Annotated in this window: 14 protein-coding genes and 1 tRNA gene; 5 read left to right on the top strand and 10 right to left on the bottom strand. The window is 66.2% G+C overall.

Annotated features, from left to right (window positions below; all coding sequences use genetic code 11):
* Positions 1-222: 222 nt before the first annotated feature.
* Positions 223-864 (bottom strand): hypothetical protein, encoded by a 642-nt coding sequence (locus ACFQW8_RS10660; protein WP_380087182.1) that lies wholly within the window; start codon positions 862-864, stop codon positions 223-225.
* Between the two features lie 30 nt (positions 865-894).
* On the opposite strand from ACFQW8_RS10660, the gene ACFQW8_RS10655 reads away from it, so the two are divergent.
* Positions 895-1,791 (top strand): crotonase/enoyl-CoA hydratase family protein, encoded by an 897-nt coding sequence (locus ACFQW8_RS10655; RefSeq protein WP_380087181.1) that lies wholly within the window; start codon positions 895-897, stop codon positions 1,789-1,791.
* Complete coding sequence (locus ACFQW8_RS10650) at positions 1,782-2,207, top strand: DUF1810 domain-containing protein (RefSeq protein ID WP_380087180.1); 426 nt, start codon at positions 1,782-1,784, stop codon at positions 2,205-2,207. The genes ACFQW8_RS10655 and ACFQW8_RS10650 overlap by 10 nt, the downstream gene beginning before the upstream one ends.
* 335 nt (positions 2,208-2,542) lie before the next feature.
* Here ACFQW8_RS10650 and ACFQW8_RS10645 read toward each other — a convergent pair whose 3' ends face one another.
* Complete coding sequence (locus ACFQW8_RS10645; RefSeq protein ID WP_380087179.1) at positions 2,543-3,064, bottom strand: hypothetical protein; 522 nt, start codon at positions 3,062-3,064, stop codon at positions 2,543-2,545.
* A 164-nt stretch (positions 3,065-3,228) separates the two neighbouring features.
* On the opposite strand from ACFQW8_RS10645, the gene ACFQW8_RS10640 reads away from it, so the two are divergent.
* Positions 3,229-4,326 carry a hypothetical protein gene (locus ACFQW8_RS10640; protein WP_380087177.1) on the top strand — a complete coding sequence of 366 codons (1,098 nt, stop codon included), beginning with the start codon at positions 3,229-3,231 and terminating at the stop codon, positions 4,324-4,326.
* 119 nt (positions 4,327-4,445) lie between these two features.
* Here the strand turns inward: ACFQW8_RS10640 and ACFQW8_RS10635 are convergent, their stop codons facing one another.
* The 8 genes from ACFQW8_RS10635 to ACFQW8_RS10600 all read right to left on the bottom strand — a co-directional run bounded on the left by ACFQW8_RS10635 (position 4,446) and on the right by ACFQW8_RS10600 (position 21,931).
* Entirely contained in the window at positions 4,446-4,967 is a 522-nt protein-coding gene (locus tag ACFQW8_RS10635) for a hypothetical protein (protein ID WP_380087175.1), read from the bottom strand.
* 734 nt (positions 4,968-5,701) lie between these two features.
* Entirely contained in the window at positions 5,702-6,259 is a 558-nt protein-coding gene (locus tag ACFQW8_RS10630) for a hypothetical protein (protein WP_380087174.1), read from the bottom strand.
* Positions 6,260-7,525: 1,266 nt separating this feature from the next.
* On the bottom strand, positions 7,526-7,894 hold the full coding sequence (locus ACFQW8_RS10625; RefSeq protein ID WP_380087172.1) for a hypothetical protein: 369 nt from the start codon (positions 7,892-7,894) through the stop codon (positions 7,526-7,528).
* A gap of 254 nt (positions 7,895-8,148) precedes the next feature.
* The gene (locus ACFQW8_RS10620; protein ID WP_380087170.1) at positions 8,149-9,915 is read right to left on the bottom strand and encodes a GTPase; all 1,767 of its coding nucleotides are present in this window, start codon (positions 9,913-9,915) and stop codon (positions 8,149-8,151) included.
* Positions 9,912-12,008 (bottom strand): GTPase, encoded by a 2,097-nt coding sequence (locus tag ACFQW8_RS10615; RefSeq protein WP_380087169.1) that lies wholly within the window; start codon positions 12,006-12,008, stop codon positions 9,912-9,914. The genes ACFQW8_RS10620 and ACFQW8_RS10615 overlap by 4 nt, the downstream gene beginning before the upstream one ends.
* Positions 12,009-12,127: 119 nt before the next feature.
* Positions 12,128-14,863, bottom strand: a complete 2,736-nt coding sequence (locus ACFQW8_RS10610; RefSeq protein WP_380087166.1) for a hypothetical protein — start codon at positions 14,861-14,863, stop codon at positions 12,128-12,130.
* Positions 14,856-16,157: a hypothetical protein gene (locus tag ACFQW8_RS10605; RefSeq protein WP_380087165.1), complete on the bottom strand. Its 1,302-nt coding sequence runs from the start codon at positions 16,155-16,157 to the stop codon at positions 14,856-14,858. The genes ACFQW8_RS10610 and ACFQW8_RS10605 overlap by 8 nt, the downstream gene beginning before the upstream one ends.
* Positions 16,158-16,477: 320 nt before the next feature.
* Positions 16,478-21,931, bottom strand: coding sequence for a DUF3320 domain-containing protein (locus ACFQW8_RS10600; RefSeq protein ID WP_380087164.1), 5,454 nt, complete (start codon positions 21,929-21,931; stop codon positions 16,478-16,480).
* Positions 21,932-22,180: 249 nt separating this feature from the next.
* Here ACFQW8_RS10600 and ACFQW8_RS10595 point away from each other — a divergent pair, with 249 nt between their 5' ends.
* Both ACFQW8_RS10595 and ACFQW8_RS10590 read left to right on the top strand, forming a co-directional pair.
* Complete coding sequence (locus tag ACFQW8_RS10595; protein WP_380087163.1) at positions 22,181-22,990, top strand: hypothetical protein; 810 nt, start codon at positions 22,181-22,183, stop codon at positions 22,988-22,990.
* A gap of 240 nt (positions 22,991-23,230) precedes the next feature.
* A tRNA-Lys gene (locus ACFQW8_RS10590) sits at positions 23,231-23,306 on the top strand.
* Positions 23,307-24,790: the final 1,484 nt, after the last annotated feature.

Here is a 24,790-nt window from a genome sequence, read left to right as displayed (position 1 = left end):
GGCCTCTCAGCCAGCCGGGCGTCATCAGCCGTTCACCCTGCGTTTGACCAGCAGATTGGTGGGAATAGCGTGATGCCGGACCGGGAGCGCCTCACGGCGCGAGGCCGCTCGTAGCGGCTCAAATTGGGACCCGGGGCTGCCGCGGTCCGGCACCACCCGACAAGCCTAACGCCGCTGCGGTCTCGATGTGTTCCCCGGTTCGAAGCAGGTATGCCGCAGGGCTCAGTCGAGCTCCCCGGCTCGCCAGAGCCTGGCGCTGGCGACCAGGTCGTCGCCCGTGCGTTGCATCGCCGCGGCGCTGGTCGTGAGGGCGCCGGCCAGTGCAGGGTTGGTGGCGTCGCGGTCGTGGGCGAGCTCGGCGCGACCTGCGGCGATGACCGACGCGAAGGCAGCGGCCCGTTCCAGGGCGACGGCGAGGTCGCCGGCGAAGACGCCGGTGAGGATCTCGTCGGCCAGGGCCCTGACCTCGTCCGGCCCCGGCGGCTCCGCCATCCCGGCCACCGCGTGGGCGACGTCCGTGAAACGCACTCCCGCGGCATACTCACGGCTCGCCTCGACGGGCTGGCGACGTACCCACTCCCGCAGGGCATAGAGGCGCCAGAGGGTGCCCGGGAGGCTGCGTGCCGGGCGAGCGGCCCACAGGTCGGCGACGGTCGAGAGCCCGAGGTCGTCGACGAGCGCGACGAGGCGAGCCGTGACCTCGGGGTCGTGGACGGCCCGGCCCGTGCCGACGAGCACGGCCGCGGTCTGGTGCGCGGCCTCGGTGATCTCGGCCGGGCCGGGCTGGCTGGCGCCCCTTGCCTCGAGGGCGTCGGGACCGAACTGGATGGGACGCCTGGGGACGTCGCGGCCGCTGTCTGTCACCAGACCATCCTGCACCCGTACGTTGGTCGCATGACTGACGTCGCCGCCGACCGGACCTACGAGACCCTGCTCTGGGAGCTGTCGGACGACGGCATCCTCACCCTGACCCTGAACCGTCCCGAGGCCCTCAACGCCTTCACCGTGACGATGGCCGCTGAGCTCGAGCACGCCTTCCGGCGGGTCAACGGCGACGACTCGGTGGCGGCGGTCGTCGTGACCGGGTCGGGTCGGGCGTTCTGTGCCGGGATGGACCTGTCGCGCGAGGGCAACGTCTTCGGGCTCGACGAGTCGCTCTCGCCGACGTTGGCGGACCTGCGGGAGCGGCTCGACTCGACGGAGATCGCCGACGGCGTGCGGGACACCGGTGGTCGCGTGGCGCTGGCGATCTATGACTGCACCAAGCCGGTCATCGCCGCCATCAACGGACCGGCCGTCGGCATCGGCGCGACGATGACGCTGCCGATGGACGTGCGGCTGGCGTCGACGTCGGCCCGGATCGGCTTCGTCTTCGGTCGTCTCGGCATCGTGCCCGAGGCCTGCTCGTCGTGGTTCCTGCCGCGGTTGGTGGGTGTCTCGCGAGCGCTCGAATGGACCTATGCCGCCGAGATCCTCTCCCCCGCCGAGGCCCTGGACGGTGGCCTGGTCCGCTCGGTGGTGGAGCCGGAAGCGTTGTTGGACACGGCATACGAGCTTGCGCGTCGTTTCGTGGCCGGTCGTTCGCGCGTCGCTACGGCCCTCACCCGGCAGATGATGTGGCGCAACTCTGCCCAGCCCCATCCCCTCGATGCTCACCGCGTCGACTCGTTGGCGATGTGGGTGACGAGCATCGGTGACGGGAAGGAAGGGGTGGCCGCGTTCAAGGAGAAGCGAGCGCCTGAGTTCACCTCTCGCGCCGCGCACCTGCCGGGCTGGGTCCCGTGGGACTGAGCCGGTTCGTCGAGGCGCAGGACGCCAACGGCGGGTATGCCGCGGCGCTCGGTGAGCTCCGTCGTGGGCGCAAGACGAGTCATTGGATGTGGTTCGTCTTCCCGCAGGTCGCCGGTCTCGGTCGGAGCCAGATGGCGCAGCGGTATGCCGTGTCCGACCTCGCGGAGGCGCGTGCGTACCTGGCGGATCCCGTTCTCGGACAACGGTTGCGGGAGTGCTGCGAGGTGCTGCTCGAGCTGCCGATGTCCGATGCGGTGATGGTGTTCGGCAGCATCGACGCGATGAAGCTGCGCTCGTCGATGACCCTGTTCGGGCGGGCGGCCGAGGTGGAGCTCGACCGCGGCCTCTTCGCCGGCGTGCTCGACACGTACTTCGAGGGACGCGAGGATCCCGCCACCCTCGAGCTCCTGGGCTGACCGAGCGGGCACCCTGCTCAGAGCCGCCCGGTATCGTCTGCGGTCGAGCGGGCCACGTGCCCGCGCGGGCCTCTGGGGGTTCCACTTTTAACTCTCACCAGCGTGAACGGTCATCTCTGCAGGTCAGAACCGGTATGCATCAGCATGTCTGCCGGGCGTTGACGGGATGCGCCCTCGCCGATCCAGAACGGCAACGCCACGGTCACGAGTCGTCTTGTTGGTCGAATCCACCAGGACGCAATTGGGGCACGCCTCAACGATCCACCTGAGCCCCTCCAAGGGACGTGGGCTGGCCCCCCGTGCACGCGAGCGTCTTCCCGCTCCCGACACCACTGTCAGGCTGGGCCCGAACGCTCTGAATCACGCTCTGCTCTCAATTTCGCGACACGCTCCGCATGGTCTCGGCCGGGCCTGACCTCGCAAGTGCACACGTCGTCCGCCTGCCCGCCGGGGCAGTCAAACGCATGGATACGGCGCTTGCCCGAGAGCGCACGGTTCTCCATGAACATCACGCCTGCAGCAGTGTGCGAACCACCCAACTCGGCGAACTGAAGATCAGGGAACATCTCCTCAAGGGCATCGAGGATCGCCGTGCCCAAGCCGTGGCCCGTGTTGTCCTCACCAGTCTCGTTTCCCGCTCCCTCCGGCCCGAAGTCCATGTTGGCCAAGGAAAGCCGATTGCCTGAGATCTCGAAGTTCACCTTTCCAGCGACTACACCCTGCGGCGTGTAGCCCACGGCCTGCCCTGCCGTATCAGGGAGGTTGTGTCGGAACCGGCGGGGATTGAACGGCTCAGGCTCGGAGACCGAGACGTGCCAGTCGCCGTACTGCATCGTGCCACTAGGCAGTTTGCTCATACCGGTGAATCCTGCCACCACTGCTGCCAGTGGCTGCTCGTCCCGTGAAAGTTCGCGATCCGGCTGATCGGTACGAACCATCCCACCGGGTCGTGCGCAGAGTAATGAACCCACCAGTGCGCGAACGTCACTCCCGGAGAAACCTTCTGTGCCACGATCCAGCGATGACCAACCTGCTAGCGACCATCGTCGCGACGCGGCACTTGGCTCCCGAGCCAGTGGCGACCGACGCCCTCGTCCACCTGTGCTCAACGTCCACCGGCGCAGCCTCGGCCATGGCAGATCTTCTCGTTGAACTCTGCCCAGGCACCTCAGCGAGCGAACTCATGTTCACCGGTCAGGAAATCACCGCCGAGACGGAGGGCAGGCCCGATCTAGTGGCATCTGACCCCGGTGGAACGCGCATGGTGCTTGAGGCCAAGTTTGATGCGGAACTCACACCGGCACAGATGAGCGGCGCCTACGTCAACAAACTCGCGAAGGAGACGGTCGGTGCGCTCGTATTCCTTGTGCCTCAAGACCGGATGCGTAACGTGTGGACGGTCATCTCGGTCGCTCTCGGAGGCGGCGAAGAACGCGCCATCTGGTCGGATGCCTCACGCGATGCGGGGATAGCGTCCATGCCCCTTGGCGCGACGGCCCACACCCTTGCCGTCATGTCATGGGAGTCGCTACTGACGCGAATTGAGGCAGCCGTCGTGAAGCACGGGGACGCGCCCGGACAGGCCGAACTCGGTCAACTCCGCGGCCTTGTCCAGTGGCGCTCTCGCGCGGGATGGGTGCCGCTTGCACCTGATGACCTGCCCCAGCGTGTGGGTCGCCAACTGGACGCGCTCACGGAGACCGTCCGATCAGCGTCCGCTCGCGCGTCCTCGGCAAAGATCCGTAACGGCACCGCCGACGGCGGTTTTGGTCGCCACATCAGCACACCCTCGGGCAAATCCATTTGGGTGGGCATTTGGATGAAGTGGTGGGACCTCTACGGTCCTGGGCCGGTATGGGCACAGATAGCCCTCAAGACAACACAAGAGTTGGCGCTGACATCCCAGGCACTGGCTGCGGCCGGGATTGCCCATCACACCCGCGCCTCGTCCGTCGACGCCCTCATCCCATTGGCTGTACCCCTGGGCGCCGAACAGGGCACAGCCGAGGAGGACATCTTCACGCAAATCCGCTCGGTGATCGATGCAATCGACATCCTGACGGTCGATGTCATTGAAGATGACGCACAAGACCTCGACAGCGACCTCAATCAGCCCTGACGATGGTCCGTTTCCGCCTTTCTCGGCGTCGACGACATCTACGCACCGAAACGCACAGCCGGGAAGAGCCAAGCCCCAACTGGCTTAGACACGGACGGCCTACGCCTGGAGTGTCCCTGTCACGCCTCGGTGCGAGCGGCAACTGCTCGTAGACGAGGCGTGACGTCGGTGGCCGCTTCGTGACCCATGAGCACCCCGCTCATCGACAGGGTCCACCCGCGCACGTGCTGTCGCCACGTCCCGAGCGGTTCGACCACCTCCCGCGGGAGAAGGACGGCGCGCCGAACAACGTAGTACGGGTCGAACAGGACGAGCCCGGCTTGGTCGAAGGCCCACGACCGAAACGGGGATGTTTGTTGCTGACCTGCCGTCGGCTTGTCGGAAACGACACGAGCCTTCACCTGTATCAGGCCGTGCTCTGGGTGATCGATGTCGAAGGACTTCGCCGAGTTGTCCGCGAGGACCCCACCCAGCGATTTCCACATCAACCACTCGGCATAGTCCCCAGCCGGAGGGTTGTTTGTCCGCAAGACGCCGCGGCCGTAGCGCAACTCAGCGAGGACCCGGCCGTAGGTCTCCAATAATTGCGGTGTCGACAGTTGCGAAAGGTCCATCACGGACGACGCGGGTCGTGCGTTCATTCCCGAACCATAGGACCAACGGCCCCTGGCGACTGACGCCACGACGCATGCATGGCCCTCGCGGGTGACGTCGCGGACGTACCTATCGTTTATGTACTCGCAAGCGTCGCGCCGGTTCGTCGCAGGGCCACGTGGCCGCGCGGATGTGATCTGCCAGTCAGCATTACCTTGGAGACATCGGCATCGGGCCGAGCGCTGCGGTGATGCGCTCGGCCCGACGTCGTCAGGCGATATGCCGCTCGGGAACAGGCGTCTCCGCGGGAGGCGCCGGGAAGGTGCCGTTGCTGCGCTCGTCTGGTCTGTGCTGCGATTCGTTGCCGCGGCTACGGCACAGGCCTAGGATTGCCACGCCTTCTGGGTTTCGGGAGCCCGAGTGGGCCGTGTACAGAATTGTGGACACATGAACACAATTCTGATCGGCTCGGTCTGACGGTGAAGTCTCCTGCGGACAGTTGACGAGTCCTCGTGAAGATCCAATTGCCGGATCCATCTGCGCCGCGCATCCGGCCCTTGGGGCGATCGGCTGGCTCACCACACTTTCGGCACGCCTCCACCGTCATTGAGTAGCCATGTGGGGACCGGCCCCAGGGGCTAATGCTGGCTACGCCACTTTCGCCGCCTGAAAGGCCTCTACGACCGGCCTTGGCTCACCTAGCACCAGCCCACGTCCCAGCACCGAGGCTGCAACCACCCGATGTCAGCCCCAGCAAGTCGATCAGCACTCCGGACAAGATTCATCCCCCCTCCGCGAGGAGCGTCCCACCATCCGCACATGGGATGGGCGGGAGGAAGATCCCTCTCAGAGCAGCCACCACGAAGGCCCTTGGCATATCGATGGAGGTGGTTTCGCTGGGCTCGACCCCGGCGGCAAAGTACGCCCACCCCAATGGAACGTCGCGGTAATGCGACATGACGAAGGCCGTCTCCAGGGCCTGTTCCCGGCTGTCTTTGTCATCTGGGTCGGTTCGGGTGGCGCACAGCCAACCGATTGCGTCGGCAACGCTTACGTTCTGGAAGTACGAAGGGTGCTGAAGGCGGCATCCAAGGGCATGCAGGTCAGTAAGGAGCAGCCTCGTGACTGCGGGCTCCGTCATGTCCGGACGCTCGCGATTGAAGTTCAGCGGTGAGAACTCATCTGCGGCCGAACAGACCGTGGCGGTATACGCCGCGTAGGCGGCCGGGCTGACACCGTACCGTGCGACGTCGAAGCCAACGAAGGTGCGGCGAGGGGCTCCTGCGCCGACAAGGCCGGTCAGGCTAGAAATGATGCCGAACAACTGCAGCGGAACCATGTGCCGAGTGTGCCGCAACCCGACCGCGAACACCTGCGCACAGGAACCGAAACAAGACGAATCGACAACGCGGCACGGGTTTGCGAGTCCCCCGCTCACGATAAGTGGCCAGTGCTCTGGGCTGCTCCGCTCACCCAGATGCGTACGTCAGAAGCGCTATCGGGAGCGGCAAAGCGCCCCCGGCCAGTCGCCGTGGCTTGCGGGATGATCGCCGCCAGCCTCACCCGAGGGGCGGTGACCCTTACCGCCTTGAGCACTCTTCCCGGCTGGGTGTGAAGGATATCGGCGGGTAAGGCTCCGTCGGAAGCGCCCTGCGCCGAGGTGAACCACAGGGCGATGGAGTCGTCGTCCCACTGAGCGGATCGGAACTCGTTCAAGATCGCGGCCATGGCCGGGGACGGCTGCCCCGTCCTGGGATGGAACTGGTATCCGGGATAGACACATCGGTTCGCGCGTTGGACGGTAAGCAGGTTCCCTTCTCGCGCCTCAGCGGCGGTCCACTCATCTGCGTCGATATCGGTGTTGCCGACGACGGCCGCGACCTCGGCGCTCGACCAAGCGCCCAACGTTTCGGTGAGGTGGCGCTATGCTTGCTCATGGGCCACGAGACCTCGCATGGCGGCTTGCGACGTGATCTCGTCCACCGACGCCAACGCTTCCGCGATCCCCCGCTCGCTGCGTCGGGCGACCTGCCATTGGGTGAGCGATCGCTCTAGAAGTGCCCCTATCTGGTTGGCAGCGTCCGACACCGCTGGTCGTTCCCCCGTCCCCACTGATCCGGGTTCGAGACTGACGGTTCGCCCAGGTGAATCGGCGCCTGCACCGCGTACACAGCCGCACCCGACGTATGCCAGCGGGCATGGCTTGAGGGATGCGGTCGGGACTGCTGTCTTCTAGGGACGTTGGAGTCAGCACGAGGTAAGCCCGGACGACGGCCTGAGGCTGTTCTGCTGGGGCGTGACGCCGCCGGGGCGGCGGCGAGGGGTCTCCAGGGGTCATGCGGCTCCGATTCCGCCACCGTCGACGCGCTGGCGCAATGATCCGAGTTCAAGGTTGTGCTTCCAGGCGCCCGACGTCAAGGGCCTCAGTCCGCCTCCGACGATGGGTGGCCGTCACTTGGTGCACCCAGCCGTCCGCTCTCGATGTAGGGGGCGCGGAGGCCGTAGGTCCCGACCTAGACCACCTCCACTGTGCTGTCGCGAACTTATGGGGATTTCTCAGTGACGGACCATAAGTTGCCATTGGACTGCGGCAGCGGTGCCTTATTCAGGCTGGCTCGAACTCGCCGACACTCCGCCTCAGCGCCGCGAGGACGTCGAGGGAGTCGGCACTATAGCCCCCGCTGCGCTCGACCTCCTCCGCCTCCCCAAGGGTCAGCCCCCCAGGTAGGTAGTGCTCCGCACGCTCCACCGGTATCCCGGAATCCAGCCAGCCTCGCGCCTGACGCGCCTCCTCATGATCCACATCGAGAAGGCAGCCAGACACCAGCGCCCAATCCATCCAAGGCGACGTCGCACGTTCTCCGAGGACATCCACCACCGAGGTCAGCACCCACGCGCGTAGCAATCGCACCCAACGGGCGGCCTCATCGTCACCGATGCCGCGCTCGGTCCAGCGCGGATAGACCTCGGTCATCCGGCGCCGCTGCGGCTCACGTTCCACAGGAACAGTGTCGTTCCGGTGACCTGCTCGGCAACCCCTGTCGTGCCGGGCCTCGCCGCCCAGTCGTCGGACCCTCGAAATGGACCTCCATCTGGCCCACTGCGCCATCTGCCTCGGCGACTGCCCGATACAAATGCCGCGACGCTGGTGGCACCAGAGGAACATGGCCACTACGCCGAGCGCGCGGGTCAAGGACGCTGGCCCCTCGACGTCACGGTCGAAGACCGTCAGTTCTCAGGTGAAGTTCCTACGCCGTTCCGTCGGCTGAGTTGACTGGCCATGGCACTCGCTTGGTCTCGAATGTCTTCCAACTCCAGCGTGAGCGATGATCGGTGGGTCTGTGCCGACCTGATGCTGGAGTCGACCGAGTCAATCTCCTCATAGGCGGAGGCGAAGAGCGGATCAAGGTGGGCGTGCACCTCCCCGACGGCCTGACCAACGATCTGAACGGCTTGGGTCTGAACTTCATCCACCAAGGCTCGGCGGCGTTGCGCCTGCAGTCGTTCGGCCTTCACAGCGGCTCGCTCCTGACCAACGACCCTGCCCACCTCCGCGCCGACCGCCAGGGCGGCGCCAGCCACCCGTGTGGCCTGACCAATTCGATGCGCGACCCGGACCGCCTGCCACGGTTTGAACTTGGCTCCGAAGAAGTGGCCGACGTCGATAACGATCTTGTGCCCCGTCGTCCCAGATGAGCCGCTAAGCCCTGTGCCGACGCCTGCCCCCCACCGTGACTGGAACTTCTTGCACATATCGGCCGCTTGCGCTGCCCAGTCCGCCGTGCCCTGCTGTCGGGCCGCAGACGACCCCGACGGTGTTGGGACTCGTACCGCGCTTGTTGGGCCCTGAACCGGGAGTGGCTGCCCGAGTGCGAGAACGACGCGTGCGTGCGGCGACGCTTCGATTTCGCGCACCTCGGATGCGAGGTCGTCGAACTGGATCTGGAGGTGTCGGGTGATTCCTTGGCCCATTTCACCGGCCGCCTGGTCGAGACGCTGGTTGAGGTTATGGGCCAGTGCCTCCACTCGGGCAGTGCGCTCAGGGCCGTCGGGGAGATCCTCGATGGCCTCGATGCCGTCAGCAAAGAACTCGGCAGCCTGAAGCGTGCTCGCGAGGAAGCCGGACCGCAGTATCTGCAGGTCGGCATCGATTCGGCCTCGGCGCGCGGTCAGACTGGCGCGCTGGCGAGCAAGCAGGGCGAGCGCGGCGGATTCATGGGGATCGTCGGTGATCAGGGCCTGCGCTTCAGCAGCGACGGCGCTGAGGTTCTGCAGGGGTTGCTGGTATCTGGCCAGGTCGCCACGGGTGGCGGTGATGTCGTTGATGGCCTCGCGGACGGCGGCCAAGTTCGAGCGAGCCAGATACCCCTGCTGACGCACGGGTTCATCTGTGAGGTCGAGGCTGCGCAGGTAGTCCTTGGCGTCGCACTCCACGAAGGGAATCTCTTCTCCGCATGTGGAGGCTAGGGCCTTTCGTACTGCCGCTTCGCGGACTCCCGGTGCCGCAGTCATCGTGTTGGCCTTGGACAAAATGATGAGAAGTTGGTCCGCCTTGCCCAAGTCATCAACGGTGTGACGCAGGTGCGTCACACCGGCGTCGTCGAAAAGGTCGGGGGTTACGACGAACAGGACAAGGTCGGCTCCGGCGATGGCGGCTTCGGCCAGTGCGTCATGGCGGTCGATGCCGCTTTGGACGCCGGGGGTGTCGATCAGGGTCACCAGTCCGTCCCAGTCGTGGGGCGTGACGGAATCGGTGGCGATGTCGGAGTCGCTCACGACGTCGGCAGAACCGTCCGTTAGTGCTCTGATGAGAGTGGACTTCCCGCTGCTGTACTGACCGGTGAAGACTAGTTGTGGGATGGGGTGCTTAAGCGGGTCGATTCGCGCGAATAGTCTCGCCGCGTCCGGGTGGTTGATCGAGGAGATGGCTGAACGTAGCCGCCGGGCCAGCAGGGACGCTTGTTCTTGGGCGGCATGGATGAGAATGTCACTCACGAGGGGTTCTCCTGCGGACTGGTCGGGCTGGGTGGGGGCGGCGCCGTGATGGTGACTGGACGCCCGGTGAAAGTGGACAGCAGCAGGGCCCAGGAGCCGGTGAGTCCGGCAGGAATGGGCTCGTCGAAGTGCAGGTCGGCGCGCCCTTGTCCGACGTGCCGAAGTTTGGGCAGGGCTGGTGTGAGTGCCAGGGCGAGCGAGAGTGCCTGGGCGGCGGCGGCCTGTGCTTTGGGTGGGCCAGCGGCTAGAAGGGTTTCGCAGGTATCGACCGGTGGGAAGAGTGCTGCTTCGGCGAAGCCACGGGATGAGTACTCAACGGCGACTGCTGTTCCCTGTTGTCGTCGTGCTCGGGTGACGTCGGCGGCGAGGCGCCGTCGGCCGGTGAGAGCCAGCAGGGTTCGGGCGGTGTGCGTGTCAAGGTCAGCGACCTGGGCGTCGAGGTCGTCACCAGCCTCGGTCCACGCCCTGAGCACCTCGTGCTCATGTCTGAGTGCTGACCGAATCGTGGCGAAGTGCTTCGCGAAGCCCTCGTGGATCTGCGCTGTCTGGCCCTGTCGCCATTCGTGGATGTTCTTGGATATCGCATCGAGGTGTGGGTGGATCTGCTTGCGCAGTTCCTCACGGCGGCGGCGGTTGACCTCTGCCTTACCGACGAAGAGGCCCTCCCAGACGCGTTGTACCGCGGTGAGGGCTACACCGATGATGGCACCGATCGCGGCTCCGATGGTTACACCCGCGATGACGCCGATCGGGCCCTCCGCCGTCCCAAGAACGCCCCCCCACTTCGCGCCAAGTGCCGCCCCCATCTTCATACCAAACCCCATGGCCCAGTAGGCCCCGTATCCCTTGCCCAGACCAGCGATGGTGAGTCCCGCACGGTTGGTCCATACCGAACCAAAGTCCGTGAACGACCCAAGGTCTCCCTGAAGGGGGATGGTTTCCCAGTCGGAACGAACGGTGGCGGTCGCCTCTTCCGCCTTTTTGGCCAGGCTGTCCCGGTTCGCGCGGACGGCGGCGTTCATCTCCTCTTGCATGCGCTCCACTTCGGCTGCCCATGCCTTGTTCAGATCTTCATCGATGTCGGCGTGGGTATGCCAAGTGCGTCGCTTCTGCAAGATGGCGTCGAGTTCTGCGGTGAGCAGTTCGTCTTGTCGGTCGGCTTCTCGGGTCAGCCGCTGCGACAGGTCTTTGGCAATCGCCTCGCCTCTCTCGGTGTACACCTTGAGGGACAGAGCGGTCGCGCTGAGCGCGGCCAGATAACGGATCGTGGGTAGGCGCACCTGGTCGACCCTTTTGAGGGCTTTGCGCTGGTCGGCGCGCGAGTCGCGTTCGCGGATCAGCAAGGCGTTCAGCGTCGCCAAACGGGAGGCGTCCTGCAGCGAACGTGAGTTGGCACCATGCATCTGTGTGGCGAGAAAGGCAGCCTGTGCGTGAACCATCACCACACCGACTGGGCGCACCCCAGCCTGAGCCAAGTGACGGGTGACAACGTCAATGTGTCCTTCATGGTCCTCGAAGGCGACCGACGGGTCGGCGAGGAACTCGTGGTAGCGGAAATCGTCGTCGAGGTCCCAGCGGCAGTTGAGCACAACGATCAGTGGTTTCCCATAGGCACCCAGTTCACGCAGCGCGGTCGCAGTCGATGCTTGTGTGGAGTCATTGCTAGCGACCCAGACGATGAGGTCGGCCGAAGGCACTTCGGCGAATGCCAGGTCGCGATCGTGCTGTCCGTCACTGGCACCCACCCCTGGCGGGTCGACGACGACGATCCCCGGCAGTGTCGCTGCGCTGCGGGTCTCGACGTCTCGTGAGAACCGCTGACTTCCGTCCCCGATACGTTCTCCGGTGCCACGGGTGAACGTTTCCAGCAGGGTGCTCTTCCCTGCTTGGGTGCGTCCCATGAACAGGACCCTGAGGTCCGCGGACTCTTCCGCCGCAATGTCGATCGGCGCCGGGTGTGGAAGGTCTGCGACGCATTCGCGGGCGAGCGCACCCAGATCATCCACGTCAGTGGGGGTCAGTCGCGGCGGCGACTGAGTGGCCGCTCTCACGGCGTCATCGGTCTCGGACACCGCTAGGGCGAGGCGGTGCACGTTCTCATTGAGAGTCGCGACCGGGTCCGAGGTCGCGACTGGTTCCGGCCCAAACCAAGCAGCCCGCAACCGCCTTCGGAAGGCGTCCGCGGACTCTTGGGGATCCACGGCCATGGCACTCACGATGTGACCTCGGGTCCGCTGTCTTCGATCCAGACGCGACAGTGCTCCAGGGCCTCGGCAGCAGCGTCCGTCGGGACGGTGATGTTGTTGACTCGGACGCGACGGTCGACCTGCATTTGAGGGTTTACCGCCAGCGAGGAGGGCGTGACCATCTGTCCGAGGGGAAAGTCGCGATATCGGTTGTGGCCGCCGTGCCGATCCACCCACGTCAGGGTGGAACCGTGGCGTATCAGCAGTGCCCACCGTTCGTTGCGGCCGGTGGCCCAAGCGGCCACGACTGGTTCCTCCGGTGCGAGGCCGAGGATGGCGGCTGCGGCCCTGCCGGGGTCGGTGAACTCGCCGACGAGTCTCCACACTCCGGGGCGAAGAAGGGCAATGTCGTCGAGGTCGTCTATGAGGCGGCGAGCGTCGGCGATGAGGTTCTTGACCGGGTTGGGGTCTGTGATGAGGTCGGCGCGGGCGCGCACGACCTGAGCATCGATGGCAAGCCCGCTGGGGTCTGGGATGTTGTCGAGTGTCTGGTCCAGGGCGACGTCATCGATTCCCAACAGAAGGTGCTCGACCGCTTCGACCACGTGGCGGTAGGTGTGCGCGTCGCGCGTGTCTGACCCAGGTGTGACGCACTGATCCAGCAGGTAGGTGCCCGCTGCAGCGGCGGCGCCGATCGGGCCGTACAGGGCGGAGGGGATGTCGTGGCCGTCGAGGTGCACGGTGGCGTCGGCAAGGAGGTCGAACCAGCCGTCGGGTCCTGTGTCGGCCTCCCAGAACCGCCCGCCCGTTCCGAGCAGCATGATGCGGTACATGGCGAGGCGGTCGATGGCTGCGACTTGGGGCATGGCGTCCACCACTGTTCTCAGCCAGTTCCGTACCCGCTTGCGCTCGGCGGTTGTTCGCTGCCGTGTGAGGCGGGCCCAGTCGCGCGGAGGGGTGTCGGTCGTCTCCGTGGGCGCGGTCTCCTCGATTTCCTCGATGGTGGCGCCTTCCTCGGCGCTGGCGTCTTGCTTGTCTGGCCGGTCTACCCAGTCCGGGGCTGCGGTGGGCGTCGCTGCGGTTAGAGCCGCCATCCGAGGGAGACCGCCGAGCGCGAAGACGACCATGGTTTCCCCGAGTCTGGTGGTCGCGTCGTCGAGGTAGCCCTGCCATGTGTCGGGGTCGTCGATGGTGAGCCATCCCTGGGCCGGGGCTAGACCGGCAGCGACTGGGGCGGGTGGCGGGGTCCTCGGGGTGAAGGTCTTCGTGGCCTGTTGTGTGGCCATGGTTTGGACGGCGTTGAGCCAGGCGGCCGAGGTTGCTGGGTCTTCGAAGAACTGGGTGGGTTCGGTGGGTGTGTGCTTGTTGCCCGAGCCGCTGCTGACTCGGCGTCGTACCGTGCCGCGGTCGATCAGGGGGCGTGCGCTGGCTGATGACGTTCGGGTGTCCTCGGATGTTGTCCAGGACAGTCGTACACGCGATCCCCCGGGGTAGTCGGCTTCGAAGGCGTGCGTCACGGCGCCCACTGGGATGCGTCCCAACGTGGTGTGCTCGTCGGGTTGGCTGCGGTAGTGCGAGATCTCCACCGTGACCGCGAAAGGAGCAGGACCGGAGAGGTTCACGACGATCTGGCCGTCGTGGATCTCGGCCGACAGTAGGGTCACCGGCTCGCGCGGGGTGACGTCACCGGTGGAGTCGAGGAGCGTGACTGTTTGCAGGCGTGCTCCGTCGAGAGGTGCTCCGTCGGTAGGCGGGAAGAGGGACGTGGCCACCGGTTGGGTGATGAGCCCCACCTCGCTATTGCCGCCGTTGATGACCGCGTTGAGCAGTGCTGCCTTGGAGAGGTTGGCGCTGCCCGTGAGGGTCCACGTGTGCCCGTTCGCCAGTGTTGCCTCGATGAGTTTGCCGTGCCGATATGGGTGCGGGGCGGTGGCGAGGAAGGAGAGTGAGACACCTGCCTTCTCTGCGACGCGCCGGAGGGCGGGAGGGTCGATGACGGTGCGGTTTCGGATACTCACGGGGTCGCCTAGGTCCTGCGTTTGGACGGCGATGGCGATGGTGGAGGGCTGGAAACGTTCGATGAGCGCTTCGAGGGCGTGGCCGCCTGCGCCGTGAAAGGGGGCGTAGAGACTGAGCGTGTGCGCTCGTTCGGTGGGCAGTTGGTCGATGATCGACGTGCTGTTGTTGTGGACGAGAGTGTGGCCGGTCTCGATCGGTTGGGTGCCCTCGGCGAGCGTTCGCAGCGTGTTGGCGACTCGGCCGAGAGCATCGATTCCGGCGGGGCTGATGGCGGGGGCCGCGCTGGGGAGCGTGTCCAACCAGTCGACGAGGTCGGCCACGACCGCAGGGCACCCCTCGTCAATGTCCGCGGTGAAGACGGTGCAGAGTTCGTCGTTGTTGTGCCAGCCGTCCATGCTGAGGTTGCCGGAGCCGACCGAGATGATGGCGCGTCGTGGTCCGGCGAGGATGTTGACCTTCGGGTGGAAGGCCCCTCCGATTGCCGCGACGGCAGGCACGTAGGAGATCCCGGCGGAGGTCATGGCCCGGGTATCGACGGGGAATGCATGGGCGTCGCTCAGGGTGGTCACGACGGCGCCGGTGGACCTCAGTGGACCAAGGAGGTGGCTCTCGAAGAAGCCCAGGTTGATGCCGTATGTGCAGAGCAGAGCCTCAGTGGCTTGCCGGTCGTCGCGGGCGGCCTCGGCGAGCAGGAGTCGCCGGAACGACGGCTGCTGCACGGAGGTGCCTGCTGCGTCAGACAAGGCTCGCTCCTGCGTCGGTGAGCCGCCACACCGGCCGAGCGTCGGTCGTGGGCTTCGCTGGTGGGTCCGACAGGGGCGAGTCGAACAGACCCACTTGGTGACACATGCTCATCAGTTGGGGCAGTCGCAGGGCGGGCGGTCGAGCCTGTTCTGCGTAGACGCGGTAGACCAGGTCGTCTCGCGTGTGAATCCGTCCGGGGATGACGACCTGCCCGCGTTTGCGGTCGAACCGCGCCTTCTGCAGCGAGAGCCGTTGCGCGCGGTCGATGAGGACGTCGGACAGGGCGGCCATGAAGTCCGCCATGGGCCGGTCGCCCCAGGTCTCAATGCGGCGCAGAACCCAGCGTGGTGACAGTTCCTCTTCCAGGGCCCACGTGGGGGTTCCTGGCCCACCTTCGAACCCGAGTCGTTCCTGAGCATGAAGGGTCGACAACCTGTGCGCGCCGAGGCAGGCGACGGCGATGTGGGGCAGCACACCATTGAGTGCTTGTACGTGCTCATGCCGTTCCGCCAGCGTGGGTGCGCCGGTGTCGCTCACCACTGCGGGCAGGGCGGCCGTGAACGAGCGCACGGTGTCCGCGGTCGCTTGGTCGGCAAACCAGTCCCGCATCTGCTGTCGCGTGGTCACGCCACGGGAGGCGACTTCCTCCGACAGCGCCTGCCACGTCTGGCGCCACGCGTTGACGGATTCGTGCCTGAAGGCGATGCCACGCCACCGCCGAGAGATTGCCTCGCCGTCGCCAGCGTCGATCGCCTCTGGGTGCGCCATCAGGAAGGGGATCACATCCGCGGGGGCGTGGATGCGGCCGTGGGTGATGGCGCGGGCGAGCATCCGGGTCGTGTGGGCTTGTCGGTGGCCACGGGTGTCCGGCTGGGCATCTGGCACGGTGAAGATGCGGCGTAACCACCCGCTGTCCGTGTCAGTCGAGGCACGGCACAGGCAGAGATGCCCGTACTCCAAGGCGGCCCCGTCGCTCACGTGCTCGAGCGCAGCGAGGTCGAAGATGTCCCTCAAGGCGGGTCGTACGGCCGCGTCGTCGTAACCGGGGCCGGGGGTGAGTCCCGAGGGTTCCAAGATCTTCATGGTCATCTCGGCGCCTCGGTAGGTCGATCCGAGGACCCCCCACTTGTTCTTGATGTAGGTGCCTTCACCGTCTTGGGCGATAGCGGGCAGGTTGATCGGGCCTTGCCGCCATAGGGGCCTGAGGCGCTCTGCCGCGTGCGGTGAAACGCCCCGGTCCCAGTCGTGCTCGTCGCTGTCGTGGTGCGCCAACGTGGCCAAGGCGATGGCCACCTCGCACCGTCGGAGCAAGTTCCTCGCCGTCTCCTGCTCTAGGTCCTTCTTGGTGGCTTCATGCGCCACGAGGCCGTGGAGGGCGTAGTAGCGCGCACCCGCGGTGACGGTGGTGACCGCCAACGCGTGTTCGGCGACGACTTGGTTGAAGACCCTCTCCACCGACAGGGGAAACAGTCCGGGCACGTGTTTTGACGAGTGGTCCACCCAAGCGGGGCCCACTGCTGCGGCTCGGACGTCACCGCTCACCGGCGTGGACCCGTTCCATGGCTTTGGGTGGGCGTGGCGCTCAGTTGCGTGAGGCGCTGGGATGCCACGGGTCAGTCCTCCGACAGCAGCCGCACGGTGCCGCCTTCGAGGCTGACGATGCCGCCCTCGCGCATTCGCCGCAGAACCCAGTCCAAGCGGTTGGTGATGTCCTGGCCGCGGCGGTTCCAGCCGAAGATGCGAGCAGTGGCGGTCATTAGGTCTTCGTGGCTGACGGTTCCCGCGTCTTTGAGCAGGTTGGTCAGAGCGTTGCGGATCTCGACGTCCGGAACTTGGCCCGCGCTCCGTAGGCCCACCCCGTCGTCGGTGGGTACACGCACGGGCGCGTCGGCTCGCACTGGGATGTCGAGGAACTCCTCGTCGAAGGTGACGTTGGCCTGACGGATGGCGGCGTGGATGTTCTCTCGGATGCGTTGTCCGACGCGCCCGATGTACCAGGCGTCTCGGAGGCGCTGGTGGACCACGTCGATGTGGACCGGTCCTTCTTCGCGGGCGAGGACTTCGATGCCTTCGACCATGTCGAACCGTGCACCGGGATCGGACGGGTCGGCCCATCGCGGCAAGCGCGGGACGGTGGCCTCGACGTAGGGGGTGACCCAGGCCGGGGGTGCGGTCCGGTCCACTTCGGCGAAGGCGACCTCCGCGCGTTCGAAGTGGTCCACGACCCCGGAGAGGCGCCCGGTGACGGGGGCGTTGATCGCGTCCTCGATGGCAGCCTGAAGGCGAACGGTCTCGGTGGCGCGGTCGCGGTACCAAGCGGTGCCCCAGATGCGGTGCAGTCGCCAACCGAGGCCTTCGAGGACCTGCTGTCGCAGGCGGTCGCGGTCTCGGGCGGCGGGCGAGGAGTGGTACATGTACCCGTCGCATTCGATCCCGATGGCGTACACGCCGGGGTGGGCGGGGTGGCGCACGCCGATGTCAATGCGGTATCCAGCGGCACCGACCTGGGGTTCGACGGTAAAGCCCATGGCGTGTATGGCGTCCAGAACCGAGTCCTCGAACGGGCTGTCCGTGTCCAGCCCGGAAGGGCCCAGGTCGAGGGCGAGGGCGCTCATTCCCCTCTCGGCGAAGTCGAGGTAGCCGGTGAGGTGACGCACGCTCTCGTTGATGCTGTCGGGGATGTCTCCTGCGCGGATGGAGGTGACGATCTCGACGCGTTGGCGGGCGCGGGTGATGGCGACGTTGAGGCGCCTCCACCCCTTGCTCTTGTTCAGGGCGCCGAAGTTGCTGGTGACCTTCCCGTGTTCGTCGGGTCCGTACCCGATGGAGAAGATCATCACGTCACGTTCATCGCCCTGGACCGACTCCAGGCTCTTGATGAAGAAGCCGTGGAGGCGATCACCGTCCAGGTGGTCCGCCAGATCGGGGCGCTGGTCCATGACCCGGTCGAGGGCGGACTGGATTGCGTCGGCCTGAGCGACGGAGAAGGTGACGACGCCCAGAGACGTGTCCGGGCGCGTGTCGAAGTGGTTGAGGACCCGCCTCGCGACGTGGTCGGCCTCGATCGGGTTGTCCCGGCTGGTTCCGCGCCGGTACTCGCCGGGGACGTGGAACAGTTCGACACCGACGTCCGGGCCCTCGCTGTGCGAGCCGGGGAAGGTGACGAGTTTGCCTTCGTAGAACTTCTGGTTGGAGAAGGCGATGAGGGACTCGTGCCGGGAGCGATAGTGCCAACGCAAACCCAGGTTGCGGAAGGCACCCGAGGCCTTGGACAGTTCGAGAATGGACTGGAAGTCCGTGACGTCAGTGTCGATTTCGGCTTCGTCGTCGGCCATCCGGTCGAAGAACGAAGTGGGCGGCAACTGCTTGTCGTCGCCCGCGGTGATCAGAGCCTTTCCCCTATAGACGCAGTTCACGGCGTCGCCCGGTGTGACCTGAGAGGCCTCGTCGAAGATCACCACGTCGAACTTCATGTCCGGCGGTAGGTACTGCGACACCGCGAGCGGGGACATCATGAAGCACGGCTTGATCGCCAACGTGGTGGTGCGGGTCCTGCTGATCAGGTGCCGCACCGGGACGTGGCGGCTCTTCTTGGCACCCTCACGGCGGATCAGCGCAGGTTCGCCGACGTCCGTGGAGGCCGGTCGGCGGGAGTTGACCGCGCGGATGATGTCGCCCGTGGCCGCGGGAATGAGTTGACGGTCGAGGACTCGGAACTGCTCGATGAGGGCGCTCCGGTCTTCGGCGCGCAGCGGCTGCAGGTCGGTGTCGGCGGCGAGGATGGCGTCGGCCCAGGAACGCAGCACCGCACGCTGGATGACCCGACCCACGTCCTCGACCGGGACGTGCTTGTCGACGCAGAAGCGGACGACGTCACTCAGGCCGTGGCTGGCGAGGTCGTCGGTGGCACGGGTGTAGGCGATCCATTCCTCTTGGCCGGTGTTATCCGCACGGAGGTCGGCGAGCAGGCTCGCGGCGGAGTCGCGGTCGTCGAGTTCTCGGGTGAGTTCGGTGTGCCGGTCCGGGTGGAACGCGGCGGTGATCGCTGCGGCGGCCGACTCCCAGTTCTGCAGGGCGGTCGCGAGGTGGTCGGTGAGCCTGGCCAATCCCAGCGCCTTGACCTGTTCCGCACTCAAGGGTCCGTCGACCCCGTAGCGGGCTGTGCGTACGTCTTGGGCCCAGGCGAGGGCGGTCGCCAGGCCTGCGGTGTCGGTGCTGGCGGCGCGGTACTGGTCCTCCCCGAGGACGGCCTCGAACCGTGGTGCGGCTTCGGCCAGCGCCGCGTGCGCGTCGACGACGCCTTGACGGGCGGCCAGCAGGGTGGCGGCCTCGGCGAGGGTAATGGTGCGGCCGCTGGCGTCGCTGACGGCCTGAGCGATCGCGGCGGCCTCCCGCAGCGGCACCAGGTGCGCCCGCAACCAGGTGATCGCGTCGTCGAGCGGCGCCAGCAGCAGGTCCGGTCTGGCGGCTCTCGCGGGTGCGGGCGCGAGCGATGTGCGCCAGGTCAGCAGGTCGGCTCGGGTCTGGTCGATGATCGCCTTGAGCGCTGGCTCCGGCGTGGAGGTGACGTGGTCGGTGACGGCAGGCAGCAGTGTTTCGGGGGTCCGGTGAAGCACGTCTTCGGCCACGGCGAGGGCTTGGTCGACGGCGTCGAAGTCGGTGTCCCGGCCCTTCCAGTACCGGCCGAGGGTGGCCCCCATCGACGTGTCCGCGATGTCGTACGCGCTTCTGGACTGGGACCAGGTGACCGCGAGCCCGAGGTCGTGGATGGCGTCTTCGAGGCTGACCATCTCGGTGGTGAACGCTGCGACGGTCTTCTTGTCGCGCCGGTAGTCGCCGAACAGTTTGCGCAGGCCCTTGTGGACTTTGGTGAACCGCTCGTGCAGGTCGGTGAGGGGCTGGGCGAGAGCGGCGTCGGTGTAGAGGCGGCGGGCGGCGGTTTCGGCGGTGTCGAGGTCGGTGACGCGGGTGCGAAGGATCTGGGCGGCGCCACGGGCCTGGGTGAGCCCGTCGTGGGTCAGCCATGCGCGTTCGGGTCGGTGTGGCACGAACGGGGCGTCGGCCAGATTCAGCAGGGTGTCGATGTCTTGGATACTGCTGACCGAGGGTAGACGCAGGGCGGTGGCCAGGCTGGCAGCGGCGCTCAGGCGCTCCTCCAGCAGCGTCGCGTCCCGCTCGAAGCGGTCGGCGATCGCGCGGGCGTCTGCGGCAGTGAGGTCGTTAAGTCCGACGGGGGCCGGGCTCAGCCCTGTCAGCGTGGGTCGGGCCGGGAGGGTGGCCGGATCCGGTAGTGCGGAAAAGGGCACGCCTGCGACGTGGGAGACATGCTCTTGGGCGGCGTGGATGGTGTCCAGGTGGGCGGTCAGTGTGTGGGCGGTGCGCTGCACGGAGGTGAAGTCGCTGGTGGTGAGCCAGTCGTGGTGAACACCCGTGGGTCGGGTTCCGGCTAGGCCCAGCAGATACACCAGGACGTGCAGGTCGCTCAGGGTCGTCAGGGCGAAGGCGTCCATGACGTCGGCGTTATGAGCGGCGGTGCCTGACAGTTCCGCCAGCCCGTTCTCGGCGGAGTACAGGCGGGCGTCCAGTGGGGAGCGGTCGGTGACCTGCCGCCAGAGGTAACTGGTTCCCTGGGTAGCGGGGCGCCAGGCCCGCTGAAGCCTTGATGCGGCGTCGGCGATATCGGCCAGAGTCTCTTGGCTGAGACCCGCTCCCGGGTTCGTGGGTGTGGGCGCCGCGGGCAGGTGGTCAAGTGCGGAGATCAGGCCGAGCACGTGATGCAGGGACTGCCCCAAGGGGTCGCGCACACGGTTCATCGCGGCCGCGTACGCGTTGAGCGACTCACGCTTTTCGGCCGCTTGGCGACGGTCCATCGCGCCCATCCCGGCCGGGGCGACCGCGATCGAGTCCAGGGCCGTGGCCAACTGGGTGGCGACTTCTTTGCGGCTGGCCTTGTGGCTGTGCAGTTCAAGCAGGTAGTTCTCCAACCCGACGTGCGCCAACCGGTTGCGCACCACCTCCAGCGCGGCAGCCTTCTCCGAGACAAACAGCACCGTCTTCCCGGCGTGTAGCAAGGCGCCAATCATGTTGGCGATCGTCTGGGACTTGCCCGTTCCAGGTGGGCCATCCATCACGAAACTGTGTCCGGCAACCGCCGCAGCCACGCATGCCCGCTGAGAGGAGTCCGCGTCCAGGACCAGCGGGGTGTTCTCCGGTGGAGCATCACGGTCGATGTCGCCGGGATCAATCTCGTCGAACAGCAGCGCCCCGTCCTGGCTGGTCGGGTCTTGGTTCGCCAGCGCCCTCACCAACGGGTGTCCGGTGATGGTGGCCTCGTTGGCGACGAGGTCGCGGTACATCGCCTCCTTCATGAAGGAGAACGCGGACAGCACCGCCTCCTCCGACACGGTCCAGCCGCGTTTGGCGGCCACCGCAGTACGGACCCTGTTCAGGAGAGCCTCGACACTCAGGTCGCTCAGGTCGTCAACCGTCGGCAGGGTCACCCCGAACTCGACGAGCCGCAAAGCCAGGGCAGGGTTGATTGTCGGGTCGTCGTCGGTGTTGACCCTGAGGTGCGGCCAGTTCTTGCGACCCATTGGGATGAACTGCACCGGCACCAACAGTAACGGGCTGGTGTATTGGGTGTCGTCGACGTCCTTCCAGTGCAGCATCCCCAACGCCACGTACATCACCGACAGTCCGCGGTCCATGAACTCTTGGTTGGCGCGGCGTGCCAGGTTCCGTAGCGCTGGGCCCAGGTCTTTGTTGGTCTTGCGGCAACGCAGTCGCGGCTTGCTGCCAGTCACCTGCCGGTTCGACCCGTCGCCACCACCTAGGAGAAGGTCGTCTGGATCTGGTTCACCTTCGAATCGCCACTCCACACCTCGACGTAGCCCATCGAAGATCTCCGCCAGGCTCGGTTCAAGGATGGGGATGGTCCCGGACTTGGAGTGCTTGAAGTTCAACGGTCGGTTGGTGCCGGTGAGGTTGACCAGTCCATCGCGCCAGACCCGCAGCGCCTCGGTTACGTCCGCCCCGGGCCGCATTGCCTGAGCCTGCTCCCCCGCCATGCGCGCACCACTCTCAATCGACCGCCGGACATCTGGTGTTTGCCCAGGCGCACTGTCACGTATCGGTGAGATTACCGACCGCGTCGCGGTTGCGCGGGTCCTTGACGGACTTCATGGCGCCTCCGAAGGGGTGAACTCCCCCGCAATGGGCAGAGCGTCGAACTGCCCATTGCCATGCGCGGGCGCCGTTCACGCGACTCAGGGGCTTGAAGGAGGAAAACAAACAATCACAAGGAATCCAGTTTTCTGATGGTCTTCGAGTTTGATCCGAACCGAGCCCTCGGCCTAGTCGCCGAATACGGACTGAAACTTGGAACTACCGGCGAAACCACGCCGCAGCAGGCGATCGGTGAACTGATCAACTACCTTCCGATCTTCCAGTTCTCTGGAGGGGCCATGTTGCAACTCGACGCGGCGGACGTGCTCAACATCGCTACCACCGGTGTCGGTGCCTCCGCGCTCGCTCGTCGCTGGAACGACCCACTGTTGGTGGAGGTCAACGAGCACACTCTCAGCGCGTTGCTGGATCAACCGGACCTTCTTGAAGCCCTGGAGCAGATTGAAGACTTCCGCAACCTGGCGAACATGGCCCAGCAGGTTGTGACATCGACGAAGAAGTTGAAGAAGGCCGAACGCGAGAAGGGGAAGAAGAGCCTCGACGACGACGAGAAGAGGGAGAAGAAGGAGTCGAACAGTGTCAAGAAGCAGATCCGCGAGAAGTTGCAGAAGTTCCTTGCCAAGATCCCCGTCTTCATGTACGTAACCGACTTCCGAGAGGAGGCCTTGAAGGACATCATCGAGTCGCTGGACTCCGACCTCTTCACCCGAGTAACGGGCCTTACGGTCGAGGATTTCCGACTGCTAAACAAGATCGGTGTGTTCAACGCTAGTCAGATGGACGCAGCAATCTGGCAGTTCCGCTCCTTCGAGAACGCCTCCCTCCACTACGCAGACGTTGATGGGGTGGGTGACATCCACGGCAAGGTCGGACTCTGGGACACCACGGTAGATGCGGACGACATGCTTGTGGCGGAGCCGGAGCCGGGGGCGGTCGGCTGAGGGCGGTCAAGCCGGATCGTGCCGCGTGAGGCTCACAACAGACGCTGTGGCACGTGGCGGGAGGCGACACGTCTACGGCATATCGTCCGTGGACGTGTGGGCGATCCTGTTGCTGACAGCGGAGGTCGCCCTGCCCCCGTCGGGGAGGGCCAGCCCCGCGCCCACCGGACCCATCGGGGTCGGGCATACTTCCGTGGAGGGTTCCGTAGAGGCTTGGGTGGATTAAAGCGTGGAACCCCCGGGCCTCTAGCTCAATGGTTAGAGCTGCGGACTTTTAATCCGTAGGTTGTGGGTTCGAGTCCCACGGGGCCCACCACGCGGCTCCACGGTTACGGCGGCGAGGGCACCGCTGCCGCAGGTCTAGGGATCACTCCGCACGTTCCTCGACAAGTACTGCCGTATGTCCACCACCGACTTCGGTGTGGCCAGCTGGACCAAGGCGTGCGGGACTGTTCGTGAGCCGAGGCGGCCACGGCGGCCGGTACCGGCACGCCACTCCCTGCCCCGCGGTATTCCATCAAGCCTGTCCCGCGCGTCCTCCTCGGCCGGGACCCCGTGTGAAGCACCGACATGGGCGACCCCTCTGCGCGTGACCAGACGTAACTGGACCCGATCGGACTACCGACAAGCCATATGCCAGAAGTGAGCTGCAGCCTAGTCTGGGTCTAGCACGGCTGCCCTGGACCCCGGTGGCTCCAATGTTCAACCACCGCGGGAGTCCATATGACGGCCATCGAGGCGACGCCAGGCCAACCACAGCTTCGTCCGTGGCTGACCCAACCGGTCGTCGTCGAGCCCGCCGGCCGAACAACACTCTCCCCACACGGCCGCACCGCCCTTGGCGCGCTGAGGTGCGCCTGGTTCACCCGGACCGTGACGTGGTGGTCCGGCAGTGCAGCATCGAGCACGCTGACGCCAGTTGTGACGGTCGCACTGGCGCCAGTCGTCGACGAAGAACCGTTGGCTAGTCGCCCCTCCCTTTGCGACAGACCAACGGCCCCAAGGAGCCCGACGAGACCCCAGCGGTAACCGGGCTCCGGGCCGTCGTGCGTGGTGTGCACTCCCTGTCGTATACCGCGCGCGGCGGCCTTCTCTTGCGCTGGTTTCGGCGATCTGGCGTTGGGGGTCCCATGGTCATCTGGCTGGGGTTCGGCTCGACGCTCGCCCACTCCGACTGGCTTCGCCTCGCCGCCCACAGCTCCACGAGCGTCGGCTGCCCCGCTCGGTGCCAGGCGTTCTGGCAGGCTCGACGCCTCTACGGACAAATCGGGCTTCTACGGGGCTCAGCGGTCGGATCGAGCGCTTCGGCTTGCAGACAGCGCTGCGCGGCGACTCGAAAGGCGCGCTGTACCGGCAAGGTAGGGACCGAGATCGCAGATGGCCGCACAGCCTGTGCGGCGCACACCTGGGACAGGCAGCGGCCCCACTTCTTCCCTGCGAGCCGGGGTTTGCTCGTTCCAGGGTCCGCGCGGCGAAATTTCTGCGACATCTCTTCATGGGGAACTCATCGGCCACCAACCGGAGCCTGCGGTTGCTGTCATGCTCGCTTTGTTCAGGGACGCCCCTGACGTTGCTGACGCAGCCGCGGATCAATGCGATCCCGATGGCGGCGCCAATCGTGCGTGCGGTCAACAGCGCGCACTCCTGATTCGCGCGCGATTGCTGCGGATGTGCCCTTCGGGCTTCATCGCGGCGAGCATCTTCTCGTGAACGCCAAGTCGCCCCTCGAGGTTCTGCGATCCAGCAACGGTCATCCTCCGGCGCAGAGTGGCCGACCGCCTCGCAGAGCCGGTGCTGTGA

Origin of the sequence: Knoellia altitudinis, from assembly GCF_042666355.1 — a bacterium.
Lineage (GTDB): Bacteria > Actinomycetota > Actinomycetes > Actinomycetales > Dermatophilaceae > Knoellia > Knoellia altitudinis.
The sequence above is the reverse complement of the archived record's forward strand: the minus strand, read 5'-3'. Positions and strand labels throughout refer to the sequence as shown.